Annotated in this window: 14 protein-coding genes and 1 riboswitch; of the genes, 13 read left to right on the top strand and 1 reads right to left on the bottom strand. The window is 72.0% G+C overall.

Annotation, left to right across the window (positions count from 1 at the left end; all coding sequences use genetic code 11):
- The first annotated feature begins 63 nt into the window (after positions 1-63).
- The 6 genes from ACIBW6_RS19775 to ACIBW6_RS19750 all read left to right on the top strand — a co-directional run bounded on the left by ACIBW6_RS19775 (position 64) and on the right by ACIBW6_RS19750 (position 6,108).
- Positions 64-483, top strand: coding sequence for a hypothetical protein (locus ACIBW6_RS19775; protein WP_399061224.1), 420 nt, complete (start codon positions 64-66; stop codon positions 481-483).
- 76 nt (positions 484-559) lie between these two features.
- On the top strand, positions 560-1,714 hold the full coding sequence (locus ACIBW6_RS19770; RefSeq protein WP_399061222.1) for a M48 family metalloprotease: 1,155 nt from the start codon (positions 560-562) through the stop codon (positions 1,712-1,714).
- A gap of 878 nt (positions 1,715-2,592) precedes the next feature.
- On the top strand, positions 2,593-3,480 hold the full coding sequence (locus ACIBW6_RS19765) for a glycoside hydrolase domain-containing protein (RefSeq protein ID WP_399061220.1): 888 nt from the start codon (positions 2,593-2,595) through the stop codon (positions 3,478-3,480).
- Positions 3,481-3,618: 138 nt separating this feature from the next.
- Positions 3,619-4,227 carry a hypothetical protein gene (locus ACIBW6_RS19760; protein ID WP_399061218.1) on the top strand — a complete coding sequence of 203 codons (609 nt, stop codon included), beginning with the start codon at positions 3,619-3,621 and terminating at the stop codon, positions 4,225-4,227.
- A gap of 130 nt (positions 4,228-4,357) precedes the next feature.
- Complete coding sequence (locus tag ACIBW6_RS19755) at positions 4,358-5,035, top strand: SurA N-terminal domain-containing protein (protein WP_399061216.1); 678 nt, start codon at positions 4,358-4,360, stop codon at positions 5,033-5,035.
- Positions 5,036-5,103: 68 nt separating this feature from the next.
- The gene (locus tag ACIBW6_RS19750) at positions 5,104-6,108 is read left to right on the top strand and encodes a nucleoside triphosphate pyrophosphohydrolase (protein ID WP_399061524.1); all 1,005 of its coding nucleotides are present in this window, start codon (positions 5,104-5,106) and stop codon (positions 6,106-6,108) included.
- 24 nt (positions 6,109-6,132) lie between these two features.
- Here the strand turns inward: ACIBW6_RS19750 and ACIBW6_RS19745 are convergent, their stop codons facing one another.
- Complete coding sequence (locus ACIBW6_RS19745) at positions 6,133-7,371, bottom strand: cytochrome P450 (protein ID WP_399061214.1); 1,239 nt, start codon at positions 7,369-7,371, stop codon at positions 6,133-6,135.
- 195 nt (positions 7,372-7,566) lie between these two features.
- On the opposite strand from ACIBW6_RS19745, the gene ACIBW6_RS19740 reads away from it, so the two are divergent.
- The 7 genes from ACIBW6_RS19740 to ACIBW6_RS19710 all read left to right on the top strand — a co-directional run bounded on the left by ACIBW6_RS19740 (position 7,567) and on the right by ACIBW6_RS19710 (position 15,589).
- Complete coding sequence (locus ACIBW6_RS19740) at positions 7,567-9,510, top strand: recombinase family protein (protein WP_399061212.1); 1,944 nt, start codon at positions 7,567-7,569, stop codon at positions 9,508-9,510.
- A 169-nt stretch (positions 9,511-9,679) separates the two neighbouring features.
- Positions 9,680-10,762: a transglycosylase family protein gene (locus ACIBW6_RS19735; protein WP_399061210.1), complete on the top strand. Its 1,083-nt coding sequence runs from the start codon at positions 9,680-9,682 to the stop codon at positions 10,760-10,762.
- A 181-nt stretch (positions 10,763-10,943) separates the two neighbouring features.
- Positions 10,944-11,089, top strand: a riboswitch (cyclic di-AMP (ydaO/yuaA leader).
- Between the two features lie 4 nt (positions 11,090-11,093).
- A complete protein-coding gene (locus tag ACIBW6_RS19730; protein WP_399061208.1) occupies positions 11,094-11,810 on the top strand; it encodes a transglycosylase family protein in 717 nt (238 codons plus the stop codon).
- A 283-nt stretch (positions 11,811-12,093) separates the two neighbouring features.
- Positions 12,094-13,380, top strand: coding sequence for a phosphopyruvate hydratase (eno, locus tag ACIBW6_RS19725; RefSeq protein WP_399061206.1), 1,287 nt, complete (start codon positions 12,094-12,096; stop codon positions 13,378-13,380).
- Positions 13,381-13,503: 123 nt separating this feature from the next.
- Positions 13,504-13,998, top strand: coding sequence for a septum formation initiator family protein (locus tag ACIBW6_RS19720; protein WP_399061204.1), 495 nt, complete (start codon positions 13,504-13,506; stop codon positions 13,996-13,998).
- Between the two features lie 119 nt (positions 13,999-14,117).
- Positions 14,118-14,648, top strand: coding sequence for a DUF501 domain-containing protein (locus ACIBW6_RS19715; protein WP_399061202.1), 531 nt, complete (start codon positions 14,118-14,120; stop codon positions 14,646-14,648).
- Positions 14,645-15,589, top strand: coding sequence for an exopolyphosphatase (locus tag ACIBW6_RS19710; protein ID WP_399061200.1), 945 nt, complete (start codon positions 14,645-14,647; stop codon positions 15,587-15,589). The genes ACIBW6_RS19715 and ACIBW6_RS19710 overlap by 4 nt, the downstream gene beginning before the upstream one ends.
- Positions 15,590-15,618: the final 29 nt, after the last annotated feature.

The following is a 15,618-nucleotide window of genomic DNA, read 5'->3' as shown; positions in this document are numbered from 1 at the left end:
TGGTGCTGACCTGGGGAGTGGGAATTTTTGGACGAGCTAGTCCCGTCCTGCGAGGGAGTGGTGGTGGGGGAGCCCAGCGGCGGGCGTTCGCCGATATACATGGCCGTGCTGGCCGGCGTCGTGCTCGTCGGGCATTACGTGCTCGCCCTGCTGGTACTCGGCGCCCTCGCCGCGATCGACTACGCCTTCGCCACCAGCGGGCACGCCTACACCTTCGGCGCCGCCGGGGTCTATGCCGGGTCGGTGGCCCTCGCCTGGGCGCTGTGCCGGTCGTTCTGGCCGGCGGTGCGTGCCGAGCGGGGGCGGCGGGACGAGGTGCCCGGTGTACGACTCGAACCGGCGGACCACCCCGACCTGTGGCGGCGGGTGCGCGCTCTCGCCGCGCAGGCCGCCACCGAGCCGCCGGCCCGGATCTGGCTCACCGCCGAGGTCAACGCCCAGGTCCGCGAGCGCCGCAGACTGCTCGGGCTGCGTCGGGGCTAGCGCGAACTGCTGGTCGGCGTGCCGCTGTTGCTCGCCATGACCGAGGGCGAGCTGACCTCCGTGCTTCGCCCATGAGATGGGCCACTACGCGGGCGGCGACCTGCGCCTGGCCGGGACCCTCTGGTCAGGCCGTGTGCAACTCCTGCGCACCGTCACCGCGTTGCACCACCACGCGGAGCAGGAGCGCAAGAACCCCGGCAAGCCCGGCGCCGACGCCCACCTCGCCCGCGTCTTCACCGCCTACGCCCGCCTCGTGCTGCGCGCCACCCAGTCCGCCGTCCGCCGCCAGGAGTACGCGGCCGACGCCGCCGCCGCCCGTACGGCAGGGCGTGACAACGCGGTCGCCGCACTGCGCCGCCTCCCCGCGCTCGACGCCGCCCAGCGCGTCTACCTCGACCGCTACGCCCTGATGGGCGCGGACCAGGAACTGCTGCCGCCCGTCGGCGAGTTCTACGCGGGCCTGGCCCGGATGCTCGCCCACCCCGCCCGCCGCGCCGAACTCGACGCGCTGTGCGTGGACCCGCCCGCCGAGGAGAGCACCCCGTACGACAGCCACCCGCCCACCGCCGAGCGCATCGCCGCCCTGACCCGGCTGCCGGCCGACGGGCACCGGCCCTGGGACACCGGCGAGGCCGCCCGCCCGGCCTGGGAGTTCCTGCGTGCCCCGATGGAGGTGTTCGCCGCGCTGGAACAGGCGACCCTCACCCGATCGGCGCTGGCGATGCGGCGCGTCGAGGACTGGGAGCAACTCCCGCACGGCACAGAGGAGTCGCGGTGCCAGGCGGCAGCGGGTCCGCTCCTTGAGGCCGCCGCCCGCACCGCCTGGTCGCGCGGCGTCCCGCTCCCGGCGTACGGCCCGGACCTGCCCACGCTCCTCCTCCTGATCGAGTACGGATTCCTCGACGAGATCGCCGCCCAGCTGCCCCGGTCCGAGGAAGCGGCGTCGCGAACGGGCCGCGCCGCCCGCGAGTACGCCCGTACCTCGCTGCGCACCGGGCTGCGCGCGCTCACCCTTCTCCACCTCGCCCGCGCCGGACACCTCGCCTGGCGCCTCGACTGGGCGGGACCGCCCGTGCGCCAGGACGCCCCGGCCGCGCTCGCCACCGACCTCGCCACCGACCTCGCCACCGACCTCGCCGGCGCCCTCGACCGGGCGAGCGCGGACCCGCCCGACACCTACCCCCTGCGCACGCTCACCCGCACCGACTCGCGCACCTGGACCCGCTCATGAACACCTGGACCCGCTGATGAACACCTGGACCCGCCGATGAACCCGCTGATCGCCATCGCCGGGACCGGCGCCCTCGGTTACGCCGCCTACTCCATCCCGCGCAACGCCCGCCGCGCCCGCACGGCGCGCGCCGAGCGCAAGGCCGCGTCGCAGCGGATCGTCATCGATCCCGAACGCTACGGCCTCGTGCCCGCCGCCCGGCTGGACACCGAGCACGCGGGACCGGACCACGAGGGCGAGGCCGTCGCCGCGGCGGCCCGCGCCGGGGACTGGCCGCGCGCCGCCGCCTACCTCGCCGAGGCCGGGCAGGACTGGGACCTGCGCTGGTACCGGGTCGGCGTCCTGAGCCACGCCGCGGTTGACGACGACGGCTGGGCACGGGCCTGGCGGGCCGCGCACCCCGGCGACCCCGGCGCCGCGCTCGTCCACGCCGACGCGCTGGTGAGCCTCGCCTGGCAGGTGCGCGGGGCCCAGGCCGGCGCGGCCACGACGCGGGAGCAGGCCGAGGGCTTCCACCGCGTGCTCGCCGAGGCGGTGCCCGCCTGCCGGGAGGCAGCGGCCCTCGCGCCGTACGACCCGTGCCCGTGGGTCGCGCAGATCCCCGTCGCCACCGCCTACGCCGAGCCGCGGCGCGACCCGGCCGGCACGGGATGCCCGGGGTCCCGCTCCCAGCGCAACCGACTTCCCTTTGCACACCCTTGGGCAAAGCTTGCCGGGATCCGGGGACCGGGTTTCCTTTTCGCGGTGGGTGCCTCGGATACCTTTCGGTGCGCTCACTCGGGCCCCCTGCGCGGACAGGACATCACCTCCGCCACATCAGGGCGTTCCCGGATCGCCGAGCGGCACCAGCATCAGCAGAACCAGGGGTGGGGAACCGTATGTCCAAGCGCGCGCTCAAGCCGTCCGGCACGTCCGAGGGCAAGGCCCCCGGCAAGCCGTCCGGCAGCCACCGGCTCTCCAAGCGGAACCGTTACGTGGCCTGGGGCGCGGCCGGCGTCGTCGTGGCGGCGGGCGGCGCGTTCGCCGCGACCTCCGCGTCCGCCACCACCGCGTGGCCCGCGCAGAAGACCTTCACCGGCCGCGCCTTCGACGCCTGCACCGCGCCCTCCGCGAGCGCGATGAAGGCCTGGCACACCGGCTTCTACGGCGCCGCCGCCGTCTACGTCGGCGGCAAGAACCGGGGCTGCTCCCAGCCCAACCTGACCGCGACCTGGACCAGGACGGTCACCGCGCAGGGCTGGAAGCTCATCCCGATCTACGTCGGCGCTCAGCCGCCGTGCCAGACCGGCACCCGCAACGAGAAGATGACGACGTCCAACGCCGCCACGCTCGGCGCCGCCGACGGCAAGGACGCCGTCGCCAAGGCCGCCGCCCTCGGCATGAAGGCGGGCAGCGCGGTCTACCTCGACATGGAGCCGTACGACACCACGAGCAGCTCCTGCAACACGGCCGTCCTCTCCTACGTGCGCGCCTTCGACAAGGCGCTGCACGCCAAGACGTACCGGGCCGGCTACTACGGCTTCTCCAGTTCGAGCGCCGCCGCGATCGCCACTGCCAAGGACCGCACTGACCTGCCCGGCAACCTCTGGTACGCCAAGTGGGACAAGGTCAACACGACCACTTCCGACTGGCCGTGGTCGAAGTCCCTGTACACCGGCCACAGCCGGGGCCACCAGTACATCGTCAACAGCAAGGAGTCGCGCGGCGGTTACACCATCACCGTGGACCGTGACGCCTGGGACGGGCCCGTCGCGATCGTCGGCTGAGGCCGGCGCCGGCACACCGGCCCCCACCCGTACGACCCCCACTTGTACGACCTCGTACGACCTCCATCCGTACGACCCTCCTATCCGCCCCGAACCGGCTACAGGTGTCCGACCGATGACGATGAGCGCACAGATCCGATGAGCACGAAGACCCGGCAGCGCCAGGCGGCCCTGCGCGCCCGGAGCAACCGCCCCCAGGACAAGCCCGCCGGGGCGGCGGTGGTCCGGGCGCTGCGGGCGGTGCGCCGCCGTCACCTGGCCTGGGCCGCCGGAGCCTGCGCCCTCGTCGCCGCCGTGGTCACCGCCTTCGCCCTGTTCGGCGGCGGCGACGACCGGCCGCCGGTACCGGACACCCGCGCCCGCCACTACACCGAGACCGACGCCTGCCTCCTCACCGACGGGTCCGGCATCACCGCGGGCAGCCGGGGTGCCACCGTCTGGCAGGGGATGCAGGACGCGTCGGCCACGACCCACGCCCGGGTCAGCTACACCCCGGTCACCGGCGAACAGACGGTGGGCAGCGCCACCCCGTTCCTCAACGGCCAGCTCCAGCGCTCGTGCGAGGTCGTCGTGGCGTCGGGCGGGGCCGAACGCGCGGCGGCCCGGCTGGCCGCTCCCGCCCACCGCACGGTGCGCTTCCTGCTCGTGGGCGGCGCCCCGGCCGAGGGCGACGGCGGCAACATCACCGTCGTCGGCGCCGAACGGGCCGCCGTGGCACGGGCGGTGCGGGCAGCGGCCACCTCATAACCGCGCCCGGAGCGGTACCTCGTCTCCCGACGAATCGTTGTCGAATAGGTGGCCGAGCCAGCGGCCACCTCCTACCATCGATCACGGACTTTGTGCACCGAAGCACAAACTCGCCGCAGGGAGGCTCACCTTGCACCGCCGCACCAGCAGCCGTCGCCGTACCGCGTTCGTCCTGTCCGCCACCGCCATCGCCGCGCTCCCCGCCCTCACCGCCTGCGGGAGCGGAGCGCACCCCGGCGCCGCGGCCGTGGTCGGCGGGCAGCGCATCACCGTCTCCCAGCTGGAGAACCGGGTGAACGAGGTACGGGACGCGCAACAGGCCGCCACCAAGGACAGCGCACAGTACGAAGAGGCCATCGCCAAGACCGGCAGCCTCACCCGCAACACCCTGCACACCATGGTCCTGGACCGGGTGCTGCACCGCGCCGCCACCGACGCGGGCGTCACCGTCACCCGCAAAGAGATGCAGGACATGCGCGCCGGCATGGAACAACAGGCGGGCGGCGCCAAGCAGTTGGAGACCGCCTGGCTGGCGCAGTACAGCGTCGCGCCCAAGCGGCTCACCGAGAGCCTGCGCACCGAGATCGAGGTGCAGAAGCTGGCCACCGCACTCGGCGCCGACATGCAGACCCCGGACGGCCAGGCCACCTTCTGGAAGGCCCTCGGCACCGCCTCCAAGGAGCTGAACGTCGACCTGAACCCGCGCTACGGCGCCTGGGACGTCACCCCCAGGAGCCGCCTCGTGGCGGCCAAGACCCCCTGGCTCAAGCAGGTCACCCAGCAGCCCGCCGAACCCCAGAGCGCCTGACCGCCGCCCCGCCCGCAGCGGGGACGGCCGGTGCCCTGCGTTACGTTCGGGTGGTGAACGATCGAGAGGTGCACGGCACCACCAGCGACCCCACCGACGGCGGCACCGGCCACGCGGGCCGCATCGTCCTGCTCACCACCAGCCACCGGGTCGCCCCCGGACTGCTGTCCTGGCAGGCCTGGGACGTCCTGCGCGGCGCCGACGCCGTCCTGTGCGCCGACGCCGCGCACCCGCAGCTGCCGTACCTGAAAGAGGCCGGCGTCGAGGTCACCGTCGCGCACGCGCCGCTCGCCGCCCGCGACCTCGTCGACCGCTGCGCCGACGGCGGCCGCACCCTCGTCGTCCTCACCACCGCCGAGGGCGACCGGCGCCTCACCGACGGCCTGGCCGCCCTGGCCGGCTCCGGCCGCGAGCAGCTGCCCGCCCTGGAACTCCTCCCCGGCTCCTACGACCTGCCCGGCGCCCGCCTCCTCGACCTGGTCCAGGTCATGGACCGCATCCGCCGCGAGTGCCCCTGGTCCTCCCGGCGCACCCACGAGGACCTCGCGGCGTACGCCATCGAGGAGGCGTACGAGCTGGTCGAGGCGATCGAGACGCACGACCGCGCGGAGCTGCGCGAGGAGCTGGGCGACGTCCTGCTCCAGGTCGTCTTCCACGCGCGCATCGCGCAGGAGGACGGCGACGAGCCCTTCTCGGTCGACGACGTCGCGGGCGGCATCGTCGACAAGCTCATCCACCGCCACCCGCACGTCTTCGGCGACGAGAGCGCGGCCACGCCCGAGGAGGTGCGGGAGATCTGGCTGCGCCGCAAGGGCGAGGCCAAGCGCCGCGCCTCGGTCACCGACGGCGTCCCGCTCGGCCAGCCGGGCCTCGCCCTCGCCGCCAAACTCGGCTCCCGCGTCCGCACGGCGGGCCTGGACGTGCCCCTGCCCACCGGCGCCGGCCTCGGCCACGAACTCCTCACCCTGGCCCTGCGCGCCGAAGCGGCGGGCGAGGACCCGGAGGCCGCCCTGCGAGCGGCGGCCCGCGCGTACCGGGCGGGGATCCGGGCGGTGGAGGGAGTGGGATCCTGACCCGGGTTCGCGGGTGCGCCCGTCTCAGCGGGCCGTGAACTCCACGGGAAGGCTCCGCAGACCGCGCATGATGAGCCCGCCGCGCCAGCGCAGCTCGGCGGGGTCGGCCGCGAGCCGGAGGTCGGGCAGCCGCCGCATCAGCGTTTCCAGGGCGGTGCGGCCTTCCAGCCGCGCGAGGGGAGCGCCGAGGCAGTAGTGGATGCCGTGGCCGTAGCCCAGGTGCTGGTTGTCACGGCGGGAGAGGTCCAGGGTGTCGGGCTCGGCGAAGCGGGCGGGATCACGATCCGCCGCGGCCAGCACCACCAGTACGGGGTCGCCGGCCGCGATGCGCCGGCCGCCGATGGAGAGCGGCTGCGTCGCGTAGCGCCAGGTGGCGAGTTCCACCGGGCCGTCGAAGCGGAGCAGTTCCTCGATCCCGGTATCGAGCAGCCCGTGCTCGCCGCGCTCGATGGAACCTTGCAGGACGGCCCGCTGCTCCGGGTTGTGCAAGAGCGTGTGGACGCCGTTGCCGATGAGGTTGATGGTCGTCTCGAAACCAGCGAACAGAAGTACGAAACACATGGCGGCGGCTTCGTTCTCAGTGAGGTGCTCGCCGTGGTCCGAGGCGCGGATGAGGCCGGAGATCAGGTCGTCACTGAGATCGTCGCGCTTGCGGTGGATCAGCTCGGCCAGGTAGCCGCGCATCTTCTTCACGGACCGGGCGACCCCGCCGCGCGGCCCTCCGCCGTGCCGGATCATCATCCCCGCCCAGTCGCGGAAGTCGTCCTGGTCCTCGGCGGGAACTCCGAGCAGGTCGCAGATCGCGTAGATCGGGAGCGGGAACGCGAAGTCATGGATCAGATCGGCCTCGCCCGTGCCCGCGAACCGGTCGATGAGCCCGTCGGTCAACTCCTGTACGCGTGGCGCGAACTGCGCGATGCGGCGCGGGGTGAACGCTTTGGAGACGAGCCGTCGCAGCCGGGTGTGGTCCGGCGGGTCGATGTTGAGCAGATGCGTCATGAGGTTGGCGCTGCGCTCACCCGGGATACCGGTACGGCTCTTCCCATGGGCGTCTTCGGCGTGGTGTGCGGGGTTCTTCGACAGGCGGCCGTCCGCCAGGGCCTGTCGCGCGTCCGTGTAGCGGGTCACGAGCCATGCCTCGACGCCACTGGGCAACTTCGTCCAGTGGACGGGTGAGTGCTCCCGCAGCCAGGCGTACGCCGGATACGGGTCGGTCGCGAACTCCCACGTGAAGAGTTCGGGTGCGGTGTTCGGGACGTTCACCGGACGACCGTATCCGGAGCGCCCCTGGGCCGCCCGCGGTGTCCTGACAAAGGCGTCGAACCGGAAATCACCGATTCGACCGCGGACCTCGCAACTGGGCGTTACGTTCCCCCTGACGTGACAACGGCCCCGGAGCCGGCCAGAGCTCCGAGGCCTGCCAGCCGTGAAGCGGCTGACGTGACGAACGCTACAAGCATGCCCACACCGCCTGCCAGCCGTGGGCAGGGGGCGACACTGGAGATCCGGGCAGCTCTCATGCTCCGGGTATCGACCCGCAGGCAAGCCGCCAAGTTCGGACTCGAAGCACAGGAAGCCGCCGGGCGCGCGTACGTCGACAGGCAACCAGGGTGGGTACTCGGCGAGGACCTTGTCTTCCGGGACGAAGGTGTGTCGGGTGCCCTCATCGAGCGGCCCGGAATGCTGATGCTGGAACACGCGGCCCGGCAGGGGCGCGTCGATGTGATCGTGGTCCACAGCTTCGATCGCATCGCGCGCACGAGCCGGGCCTTCTGGGCATGGGTCTGGGCCATGGAGGATCTCGGTGTCGCCTTCGTCTCGGTCACCCAGGATGTCGACACCACCTCGGCCACGGGCCAGGAACACCTGCAGTTCCACGCCGACGCGGCGGAGACCGAAGCGGGGCGCATCCGTGAGCGCATGCAGGGCGGCCGTCAGCGCAAGGCGCTCAGTGGTGGGTGGACCGGTGGCCCGGCCCCCTGGGGTTATGCCATCGAGGAGAAGGGGCGCCGGAGCTCTCGGCTCGTCGTCGACGAGACGGAAGCCCATGTCGCGCGCACAGCCGTACACGCCGTCATCGACGAGGGGCTGAGCGTCTCGGCGGCGGCGCGGGAATTGAACGAGCGCGCGCTCTTCGCCCGCAGCGGCCGGCCATGGAGCCCGGCCAATCTCCACCGTCGCCTCACCTCGTCGTCCCTGCTCGACGGAGGGGTCGTCTTCCGTAATCTTGCAGGGGCCGGCAAGCGCGGTGCGAAGGTGGGGCCGGACGGGGTACCGCTGTACGGAGCCAGCGTCACCATCGTGCTGCCTCGCATCATCACGGAGGAGCGGGCCGCGCGTCTCGCCCGTGTCCTGGCGGCGAACGGTCACGCCGTGCACGCCGAGGCCGGTGACTACCCCCTGACCGGGCGGATCGAAGGAGCGTGTGGCCACCACTATGTGGGCGCATACCTGAAGTCGAACGGCACCAGGTACTACCGGTGTTCCGGCGGCAACAACGGAAGGGGCGCCAGCACAGGGTGCGATGACCCGTACTTGGCTGCCGCAGGTGTCGAAGCAGCGGTCCGGGACGAGGTCTCGCGGATGCCGGCGGATACCGAACTGATCGGAGTGGTCGAGAGGAGCAGGCCACGTCTTCTTCCCGGGAGCGAAGCGCGCCAGCGCGAGCGCGTGGCCGGCTTCGAGCGCGCTCTCCGGGCGAGGGAGGCGGCGTCGGCCCGGGCGGCGGAGGACTTGTCCGGTGTCGAGGGGCTGACCCAGGACGTGAGGGAAGCGGTATTGCGTCGGCTCGACGAAGACGTGCTGCGCGCGACCCTGATGCTGGCCACGGCACGCGAGGTGCCGGCGGAGTACGAGACCGCCTCGACCGCGGTGCGGACCGACCAGGAAGTACTGGCGCGCGCGGCACGAGGCGATGTCATGTCGCTTGAGCAACTGCGTCGCGTGTTCGAGTTGCTTGAGATCAGAGCCAGGCCGCTCGAACGGGTGCGGCAGCGGAGCGGTGTCGGGTGCAAGGTGACGGAGTGGCACCTGCGGACCGCGGTGCTCGTGCCCGACGACGTGACGGAGACGCAATGGGAGAGGGTCGAGGAGGCGATGGCGGCCCATTTTCCGAGGCCTCAGTTCGTCCGCGGCCCCGTCGACCTCCGGACGCAGGTGAACGGCATCCTCCACCGATTGCGCACGGGGTGCCTGCGGGACGAACTCCCGGCGCGATACGGCCCGCACGGGCAGATCAAGGACCGGCAGAACTCCTGGTTCAAGAGGGGGTTCTGGCCGCCGCTCATGGACGCACTGAACGCAAGAGGCGGTGGGTCGGTAGTCCGACGAGAGGTGTTGGTCCCGGCGCTGGAGGTCATCTCCGGGATCGAGTCCCCGGACACAACACTTCGGAGCCGGTGACTGACTGACACCTCGTCAGGATTGTGATGTTCACGTGATCTGCGCTGCATCGACTTGTGACAAGCGTTCGAGTCCCGCTACGTTCACCAGTCATCGCGACACAGGCACAACCGGCACCACTTCCGCCACCCCTGTCGCGTGCTGCATCAGTCTCGCGAAAGGCAACCGCATGCTCTCCGGGAACGGTCGACACCGTCGCCCCCGTCAGGCCCCTGCTCTCGTCGTCGCCGCCGGGGTCACCGGCAGCGCCATCGCGATCCCGCTGCTCGCGGCGGGCAGCGCGAGCGCCGCCTCCACCGCCACCTGGGACAAGCTCGCCGAGTGCGAGTCCGGCGGCCAGTGGAGTCTGGACGCCGGCAACGGCTACTACGGCGGGCTCCAGTTCTCGCAGGAGATGTGGGAGCAGTACGGCGGGCTCGACTTCGCCCCGCGCGCCGACGAGGCGAGCCGCTCGCAGCAGATAGCCGTGGCCGAGAAGGCGCTTGCGGCCAAGGGGCCCAGTGCCTGGCCGAGCTGTTCGATCGTGGCCGGCCTCACGCAGGGCGACGACACGGCCGAGGTCGACCCGGGCGCGAGCGCGTCCCCCCGGCCCTCCGGCTCGGCCGACGCGAAGGACTCCCAGAACCCTGAGGACTCCGGGGACTCCACGGCCCCCGCCGAGTCCGCGGGAGAGAAGAATCACGCGGGCTCCGCCACGGCCGATCCGTCCGGTGCGGGCGACGCGTCCGATCCGGCCGGCCCGTCGGGTTCCGCCGATCCGTCGAGTTCCGCGGACACCGCTGACGGCAGCGGCACTTCGGACGCCTCCGGCGACGCGGGCGACGAGCCGGGCGCGGCCGCGTCGGACGAGGTCACGGACGGTACGGACGGCTCGGACGGCGGCCTGGGCGCGGCGGACACGACGGACAACGCGGAGAAGGAGGGTGGCGCGCAGGGGTCCGCCTCCGCCGATCCCTCCGACCCCGCCGCGGACCCCTCGGCGGCCGGCCGCCACCGCGGCGACCGCGCCTCGGACGACGCCTCCGCCTCCCGTCAGGGTGAGGGGCGTCACGCTTCACGTGAGGAGCAGCGCGCCGACGGGGCGTACACGGTCCGCTCCGGCGACAACCTCTGGGACATCGCGGACGCGCACGACGTGCGTGGCGGGTGGGATGCGCTCTACGACCTGAACAAGAAGACGGTCGGTTCCGACCCCGACCTCATCCTGCCTGGTCAGAGTCTGGATCTTGGCCTCGAATCGGGTGAAAAGTAGCGGGAGTTCAGGGGCGGTTGAGGCTCGTATGTCCGGCTTTGCGAGAGTGAGACATGAGTCTCAAAGACCCTGATCGTCTTTGAAATCGGGCGGATCGACTGCTTACGGTCGTGACCGCTCGCCACAGCGGGCCCCGACGGACGTCACGCCGAATCCTGCCGACGTCCGTACGGGAACAGTCGACGCGTCAGCGCCGTAGGCAGGAGCGGGGGACCCAAGGTAAGCGCCGGACATCCGGCTTGGGGTCAAGTCGCGCACAGGATGCGCGCCGGGCACTCACTGGTCCGAACCCGACAGCTCACCTCGTAGGCGTCGGTGAGGGGATCTCTTCATGCTGTTCTCCAACACGGGCAAGCACCGTCGTCCGTCCAAGGCCGTTCGTGTCGCCACGCTCGCCGGCGTCGCCGGTGCCGCCGTCGCCGTTCCGCTGATGGGTGCCACGGGCGCCTCCGCCGCCTCCACCTCCGAGTGGGACCAGGTCGCGCAGTGCGAGTCCGGTGGCAACTGGGCGATCAACACGGGCAACGGCTACTACGGTGGCCTGCAGTTCTCCGCCTCGACCTGGGCCGCGTACGGCGGCACCTCCTACGCCTCCTCCGCCGACCAGGCGTCCAAGGCGCAGCAGATATCGGTCGCCGAGAAGGTCCTCGCCGCGCAGGGCAAGGGTGCCTGGCCGAGCTGTGGCGTGGGCCTGTCCGGCGCCGACACCAGCAACTCCGCTCCGGCCGAGTCGTCGCAGCAGTCGCAGCCGCAGCAGCAGGAGCGCTCCGACTCCTCCACGACGACCCGCTCGCAGGAGCGCCAGCAGCCGCAGCAGCAGCAGGCGCAGCCGCAGCCGCAGCAGGACACCAAGAAGGACACCGTCACCACCCCGACCGGCAAGAAGGTCGAGAAGGGCGACGGCGAGTACAAGGTGAAGTCCGGCGACACCCTCAGCAAGATCGCCGAGGCGCACGGGACCAACTGGCACAAGGTGTTCGAGCTCAACAAGGACATCATCAGCGACGCCAACCTGATCTACCCGGACCAGCAGCTGCACCTCAAGTAAAGAGGACCCCTCGCGCACCGAGGGACCCCCTCGCGGAGGCGGCCCCGGCGTCGGCGGACGCCGGGCCCGGCCGCACCGCACCGCCCCGTCCACGGGCCGCTCACGTCGGCGACCCCCGCTCCGGTCCTCCGGAGTGGGGGTCGCCGTCTTTGTTCCGTTTGGAAACATTTCGCTATCGGCGTTGTCCACAACCCGGTCGGCCGACTGGCTGATGCCCCGGAGCCGGTTACGCTCAGGGGTGCGGGCCAGCCGCCCGCGCTGTTGTGTCACATCCCAGAAGGAGATGCTCGTGCCGTCCATCGACGTCGTCGTAGCCCGGGAAATCCTGGACTCCCGAGGCAACCCCACGGTCGAGGTCGAGGTCGGCCTCGACGACGGCAGCACGGGTCGTGCTGCTGTTCCGTCCGGCGCCTCCACCGGTGCCTTCGAGGCCATCGAACTCCGTGACGGTGACCCCAACCGTTACCAGGGCAAGGGCGTCGAGAAGGCCGTCCTCGCCGTCATCGAGCAGATCGGCCCGGAGCTCGTCGGCTACGACGCCACCGAGCAGCGCCTGATCGACCAGGCGATGTTCGACCTGGACGCCACGGACAACAAGGGCTCGCTCGGCGCCAACGCCATCCTCGGCGTCTCCCTCGCCGTCGCGCACGCCGCGTCCGAGGCCAGCGACCTGCCGCTGTTCCGCTACCTCGGCGGTCCGAACGCGCACCTGCTGCCCGTCCCGATGATGAACATCCTGAACGGCGGGTCGCACGCCGACTCGAACGTCGACATCCAGGAGTTCATGATCGCCCCGATCGGCGCGGAGTCCTTCTCCGAGGCGCTGCGCTGGGGCACCGAGGTCTACCACACCCTCAAGAAGGTGCTGAAGACCAAGGGCCTGTCCACCGGCCTCGGCGACGAGGGCGGCTTCGCCCCGAACCTGGAGTCGAACCGCGCCGCGCTCGACCTCATCCTCGAAGCGATCAAGGAGGCCGGCTACATCCCCGGCCAGCAGGTCGCGCTCGCGCTGGACGTCGCCGCCTCCGAGTTCTACAAGGACGGCAAGTACCAGTTCGAGGGCAAGGAGCGCTCCGCCGCCGAGATGACGGAGTACTACGAGGAGCTCGTCTCCGCGTACCCGCTCGTCTCCATCGAGGACCCGCTGTACGAGGACGACTGGGCCGGCTGGAACACCATCACCGAGCGCCTCGGCGACAAGGTCCAGCTCGTCGGCGACGACCTGTTCGTCACCAACCCGGAGCGCCTGGCGCGCGGCATCGAGGAGGACTCGGCCAACGCGCTGCTCGTCAAGGTGAACCAGATCGGCTCGCTGACCGAGACCCTGGACGCCGTCGAGCTGGCCCAGCGCAACGGTTTCAAGTGCATGATGTCGCACCGCTCCGGCGAGACCGAGGACGTCACCATCGCCGACCTCGCCGTCGCCACGAACTGCGGCCAGATCAAGACCGGCGCCCCGGCCCGCTCCGAGCGCGTCGCCAAGTACAACCAGCTGCTGCGCATCGAGGAGATCCTCGACGACGCCGCGGTCTACGCCGGCCGCAGCGCGTTCCCCCGCTTCAAGGGCTGACCTGCCCCGGGACGTCTTCCGGCGCCGTAGTTCCGTACGTCCTCGCACTCGGTCCCGTACCGTGTGCGAGGACGTACGCACGTAGGCAGCCAGACGGGGACCAGATCGGGGAGGCACCAGGCGATGCCGGGAAAGCTCCGCAGCAGGGGCCGCGACGACTCGGCCCGCTTCTCCACGGCCACCCGGCTGCGCGTGCTCGGCGAGCAGACCGCCGAGCGGGTCTACCGCTCGCAGAACAAGCGCCAGGCCCGCCGCTCGCGGCTCACCGGCCGCGCGGCGCTGCTCGCGCTCGTCGTCTGCACGCTGGTGGTCGCCCTCGCGTACCCGATGCGGCAGTACGTCTCCCAGCGCGGCGAGATCGCCGACCAGCAGCGCCAGCAGCAGGAGGCCAAGGAGCGGGTCGACCGGCTGCGCGACGAGAAGGCGCGCTGGCAGGACGACGCCTACGCCGAGCAGCGCATCCGCGAGCGCCTGCACATGGTGATGCCGGGGGAGACCGGGTACGTGGTGCCCGATCCGCGCTCCACCGAGGACGGCCGCGCCGAGCAGGGCGAGGCCGACCGCCCCTGGTACTCGAACGTGTGGGACGGCGTCGACAAGGCCGACCGCGCGGACTGAGCGCGGCACGGCCCGCGCGCCCGTCCCACCCCCGCACCGCCCGCGCACCAGCTCACCCGCGCACCCGCGCACCCGCTTTACTCTCCACCGCCCCGCACCCACCGAAGTGAAAGACAGGCATGGAAACGCCCCCGCCCCAGACCGAGCCCACCGCGCCCACGGACGCCGACATCCACGCGTTCCAGGAGCAGCTCGGCCGCCCGCCGCGCGGCCTGCGGGCCATCGCGCACCGCTGCCCCTGCGGCAACCCGGACGTCGTGGAGACGGCGCCGCGTCTGGAGGACGGCACGCCGTTCCCGACGACGTACTACCTGACGTGCCCGCGCGCGGCCTCGGCCATCGGCACCCTTGAGGCCAACGGCGTCATGAAGGAGATGACGGAGCGGCTCGCGACCGACCCGGAGCTGGCCCGCCAGTACCGGGCCGCGCACGAGGACTACATCGCCCGTCGGGACGCCATCGAGGTCCTGGAGAACTTCCCGAGCGCCGGCGGGATGCCGGACCGCGTGAAGTGCCTGCACGTGCTCGTGGCGCACTCGCTGGCCGCGGGCCCGGGCGTCAACCCGCTGGGCGACGAGGCGATCGCGATGCTGCCCGAGTGGTGGCGGAAGGGCGCCTGCGTGTCCGCGGCCGCGGAGGTGGCCGAGTGACCCGGGTCGCCGCCATCGACTGCGGTACGAACTCCATCCGCCTGCTCGTCGCGGACGCCGACCCGGCCACCGGTGAACTGCGCGATCTGGACCGCCGGATGACGATCGTCCGGCTCGGCCAGGGCGTGGACCGGACGGGCCGGCTCGCCCCCGAGGCGCTGGAGCGCACGTTCGCGGCCTGTCGCGAGTACGCGGCGGTGATCAAGGAGCACGGCGCGGAGCGCCTCCGCTTCGTCGCGACGTCGGCGTCCCGGGACGCGTCGAACCGGGACGAGTTCGTCCGCGGCGTCCTCGACATCCTGGGCGTCGAGCCCGAGGTGATCAGCGGCGACCAGGAGGCGGCCCTGTCCTTCCTGGGCGCGACGAAGGAGCTGACGGGCCGCGCCGACCTGGAGAAGCCCTATCTGGTCGTGGACATCGGCGGTGGTTCGACCGAGTTCGTGGTCGGCGACGACGGCGTGCGCGCCGCGCTCTCCGTCGACATCGGCTGCGTCCGCATGACGGAGCGGCACCTCGTCGCGGCGGACGGCACGGTCACCGACCCGCCGGGCGCGGCGCAGGTCGGGGCGGTCCGGCGGGACATCGCCGCGGCCCTGGACCGGGTGGAGCGGGAGGTCCCGATCGCGGGCGCGCGCACGCTGGTCGGCCTTGCCGGCTCGGTCACGACGGTGGCGGCGCTCGCCCTCGGCCTCAAGGAGTACGACTGGGCCGCGATCCACCACTCCCGCATCCCCTACGACAAGGTCGTGGAGCTCACCGACTGGCTGCTGACGTCCACGCACGACCAGCGTGCCCTGCACCCGGTGATCCACCCCGGCCGCGTCGACGTCATCGCCTCCGGGGCGCTGGTGCTGCGGATGGTCATGGAGCGGACCGGCGCCTGCGAGGTGGTCGTCAGCGAGCACGACATCCTGGACGGGATCGGCTGGTCCCTCGCCTGAGGGCAGGGCCCGGAATGATCTCGCCTGAG

Source organism: Streptomyces sp. NPDC049813, assembly GCF_044465085.1.
Taxonomy (GTDB): Bacteria; Actinomycetota; Actinomycetes; order Streptomycetales; family Streptomycetaceae; genus Streptomyces.
Note: the sequence above shows the minus strand (reverse complement) of the source record. Positions and strands in the feature narration are given on the sequence as shown.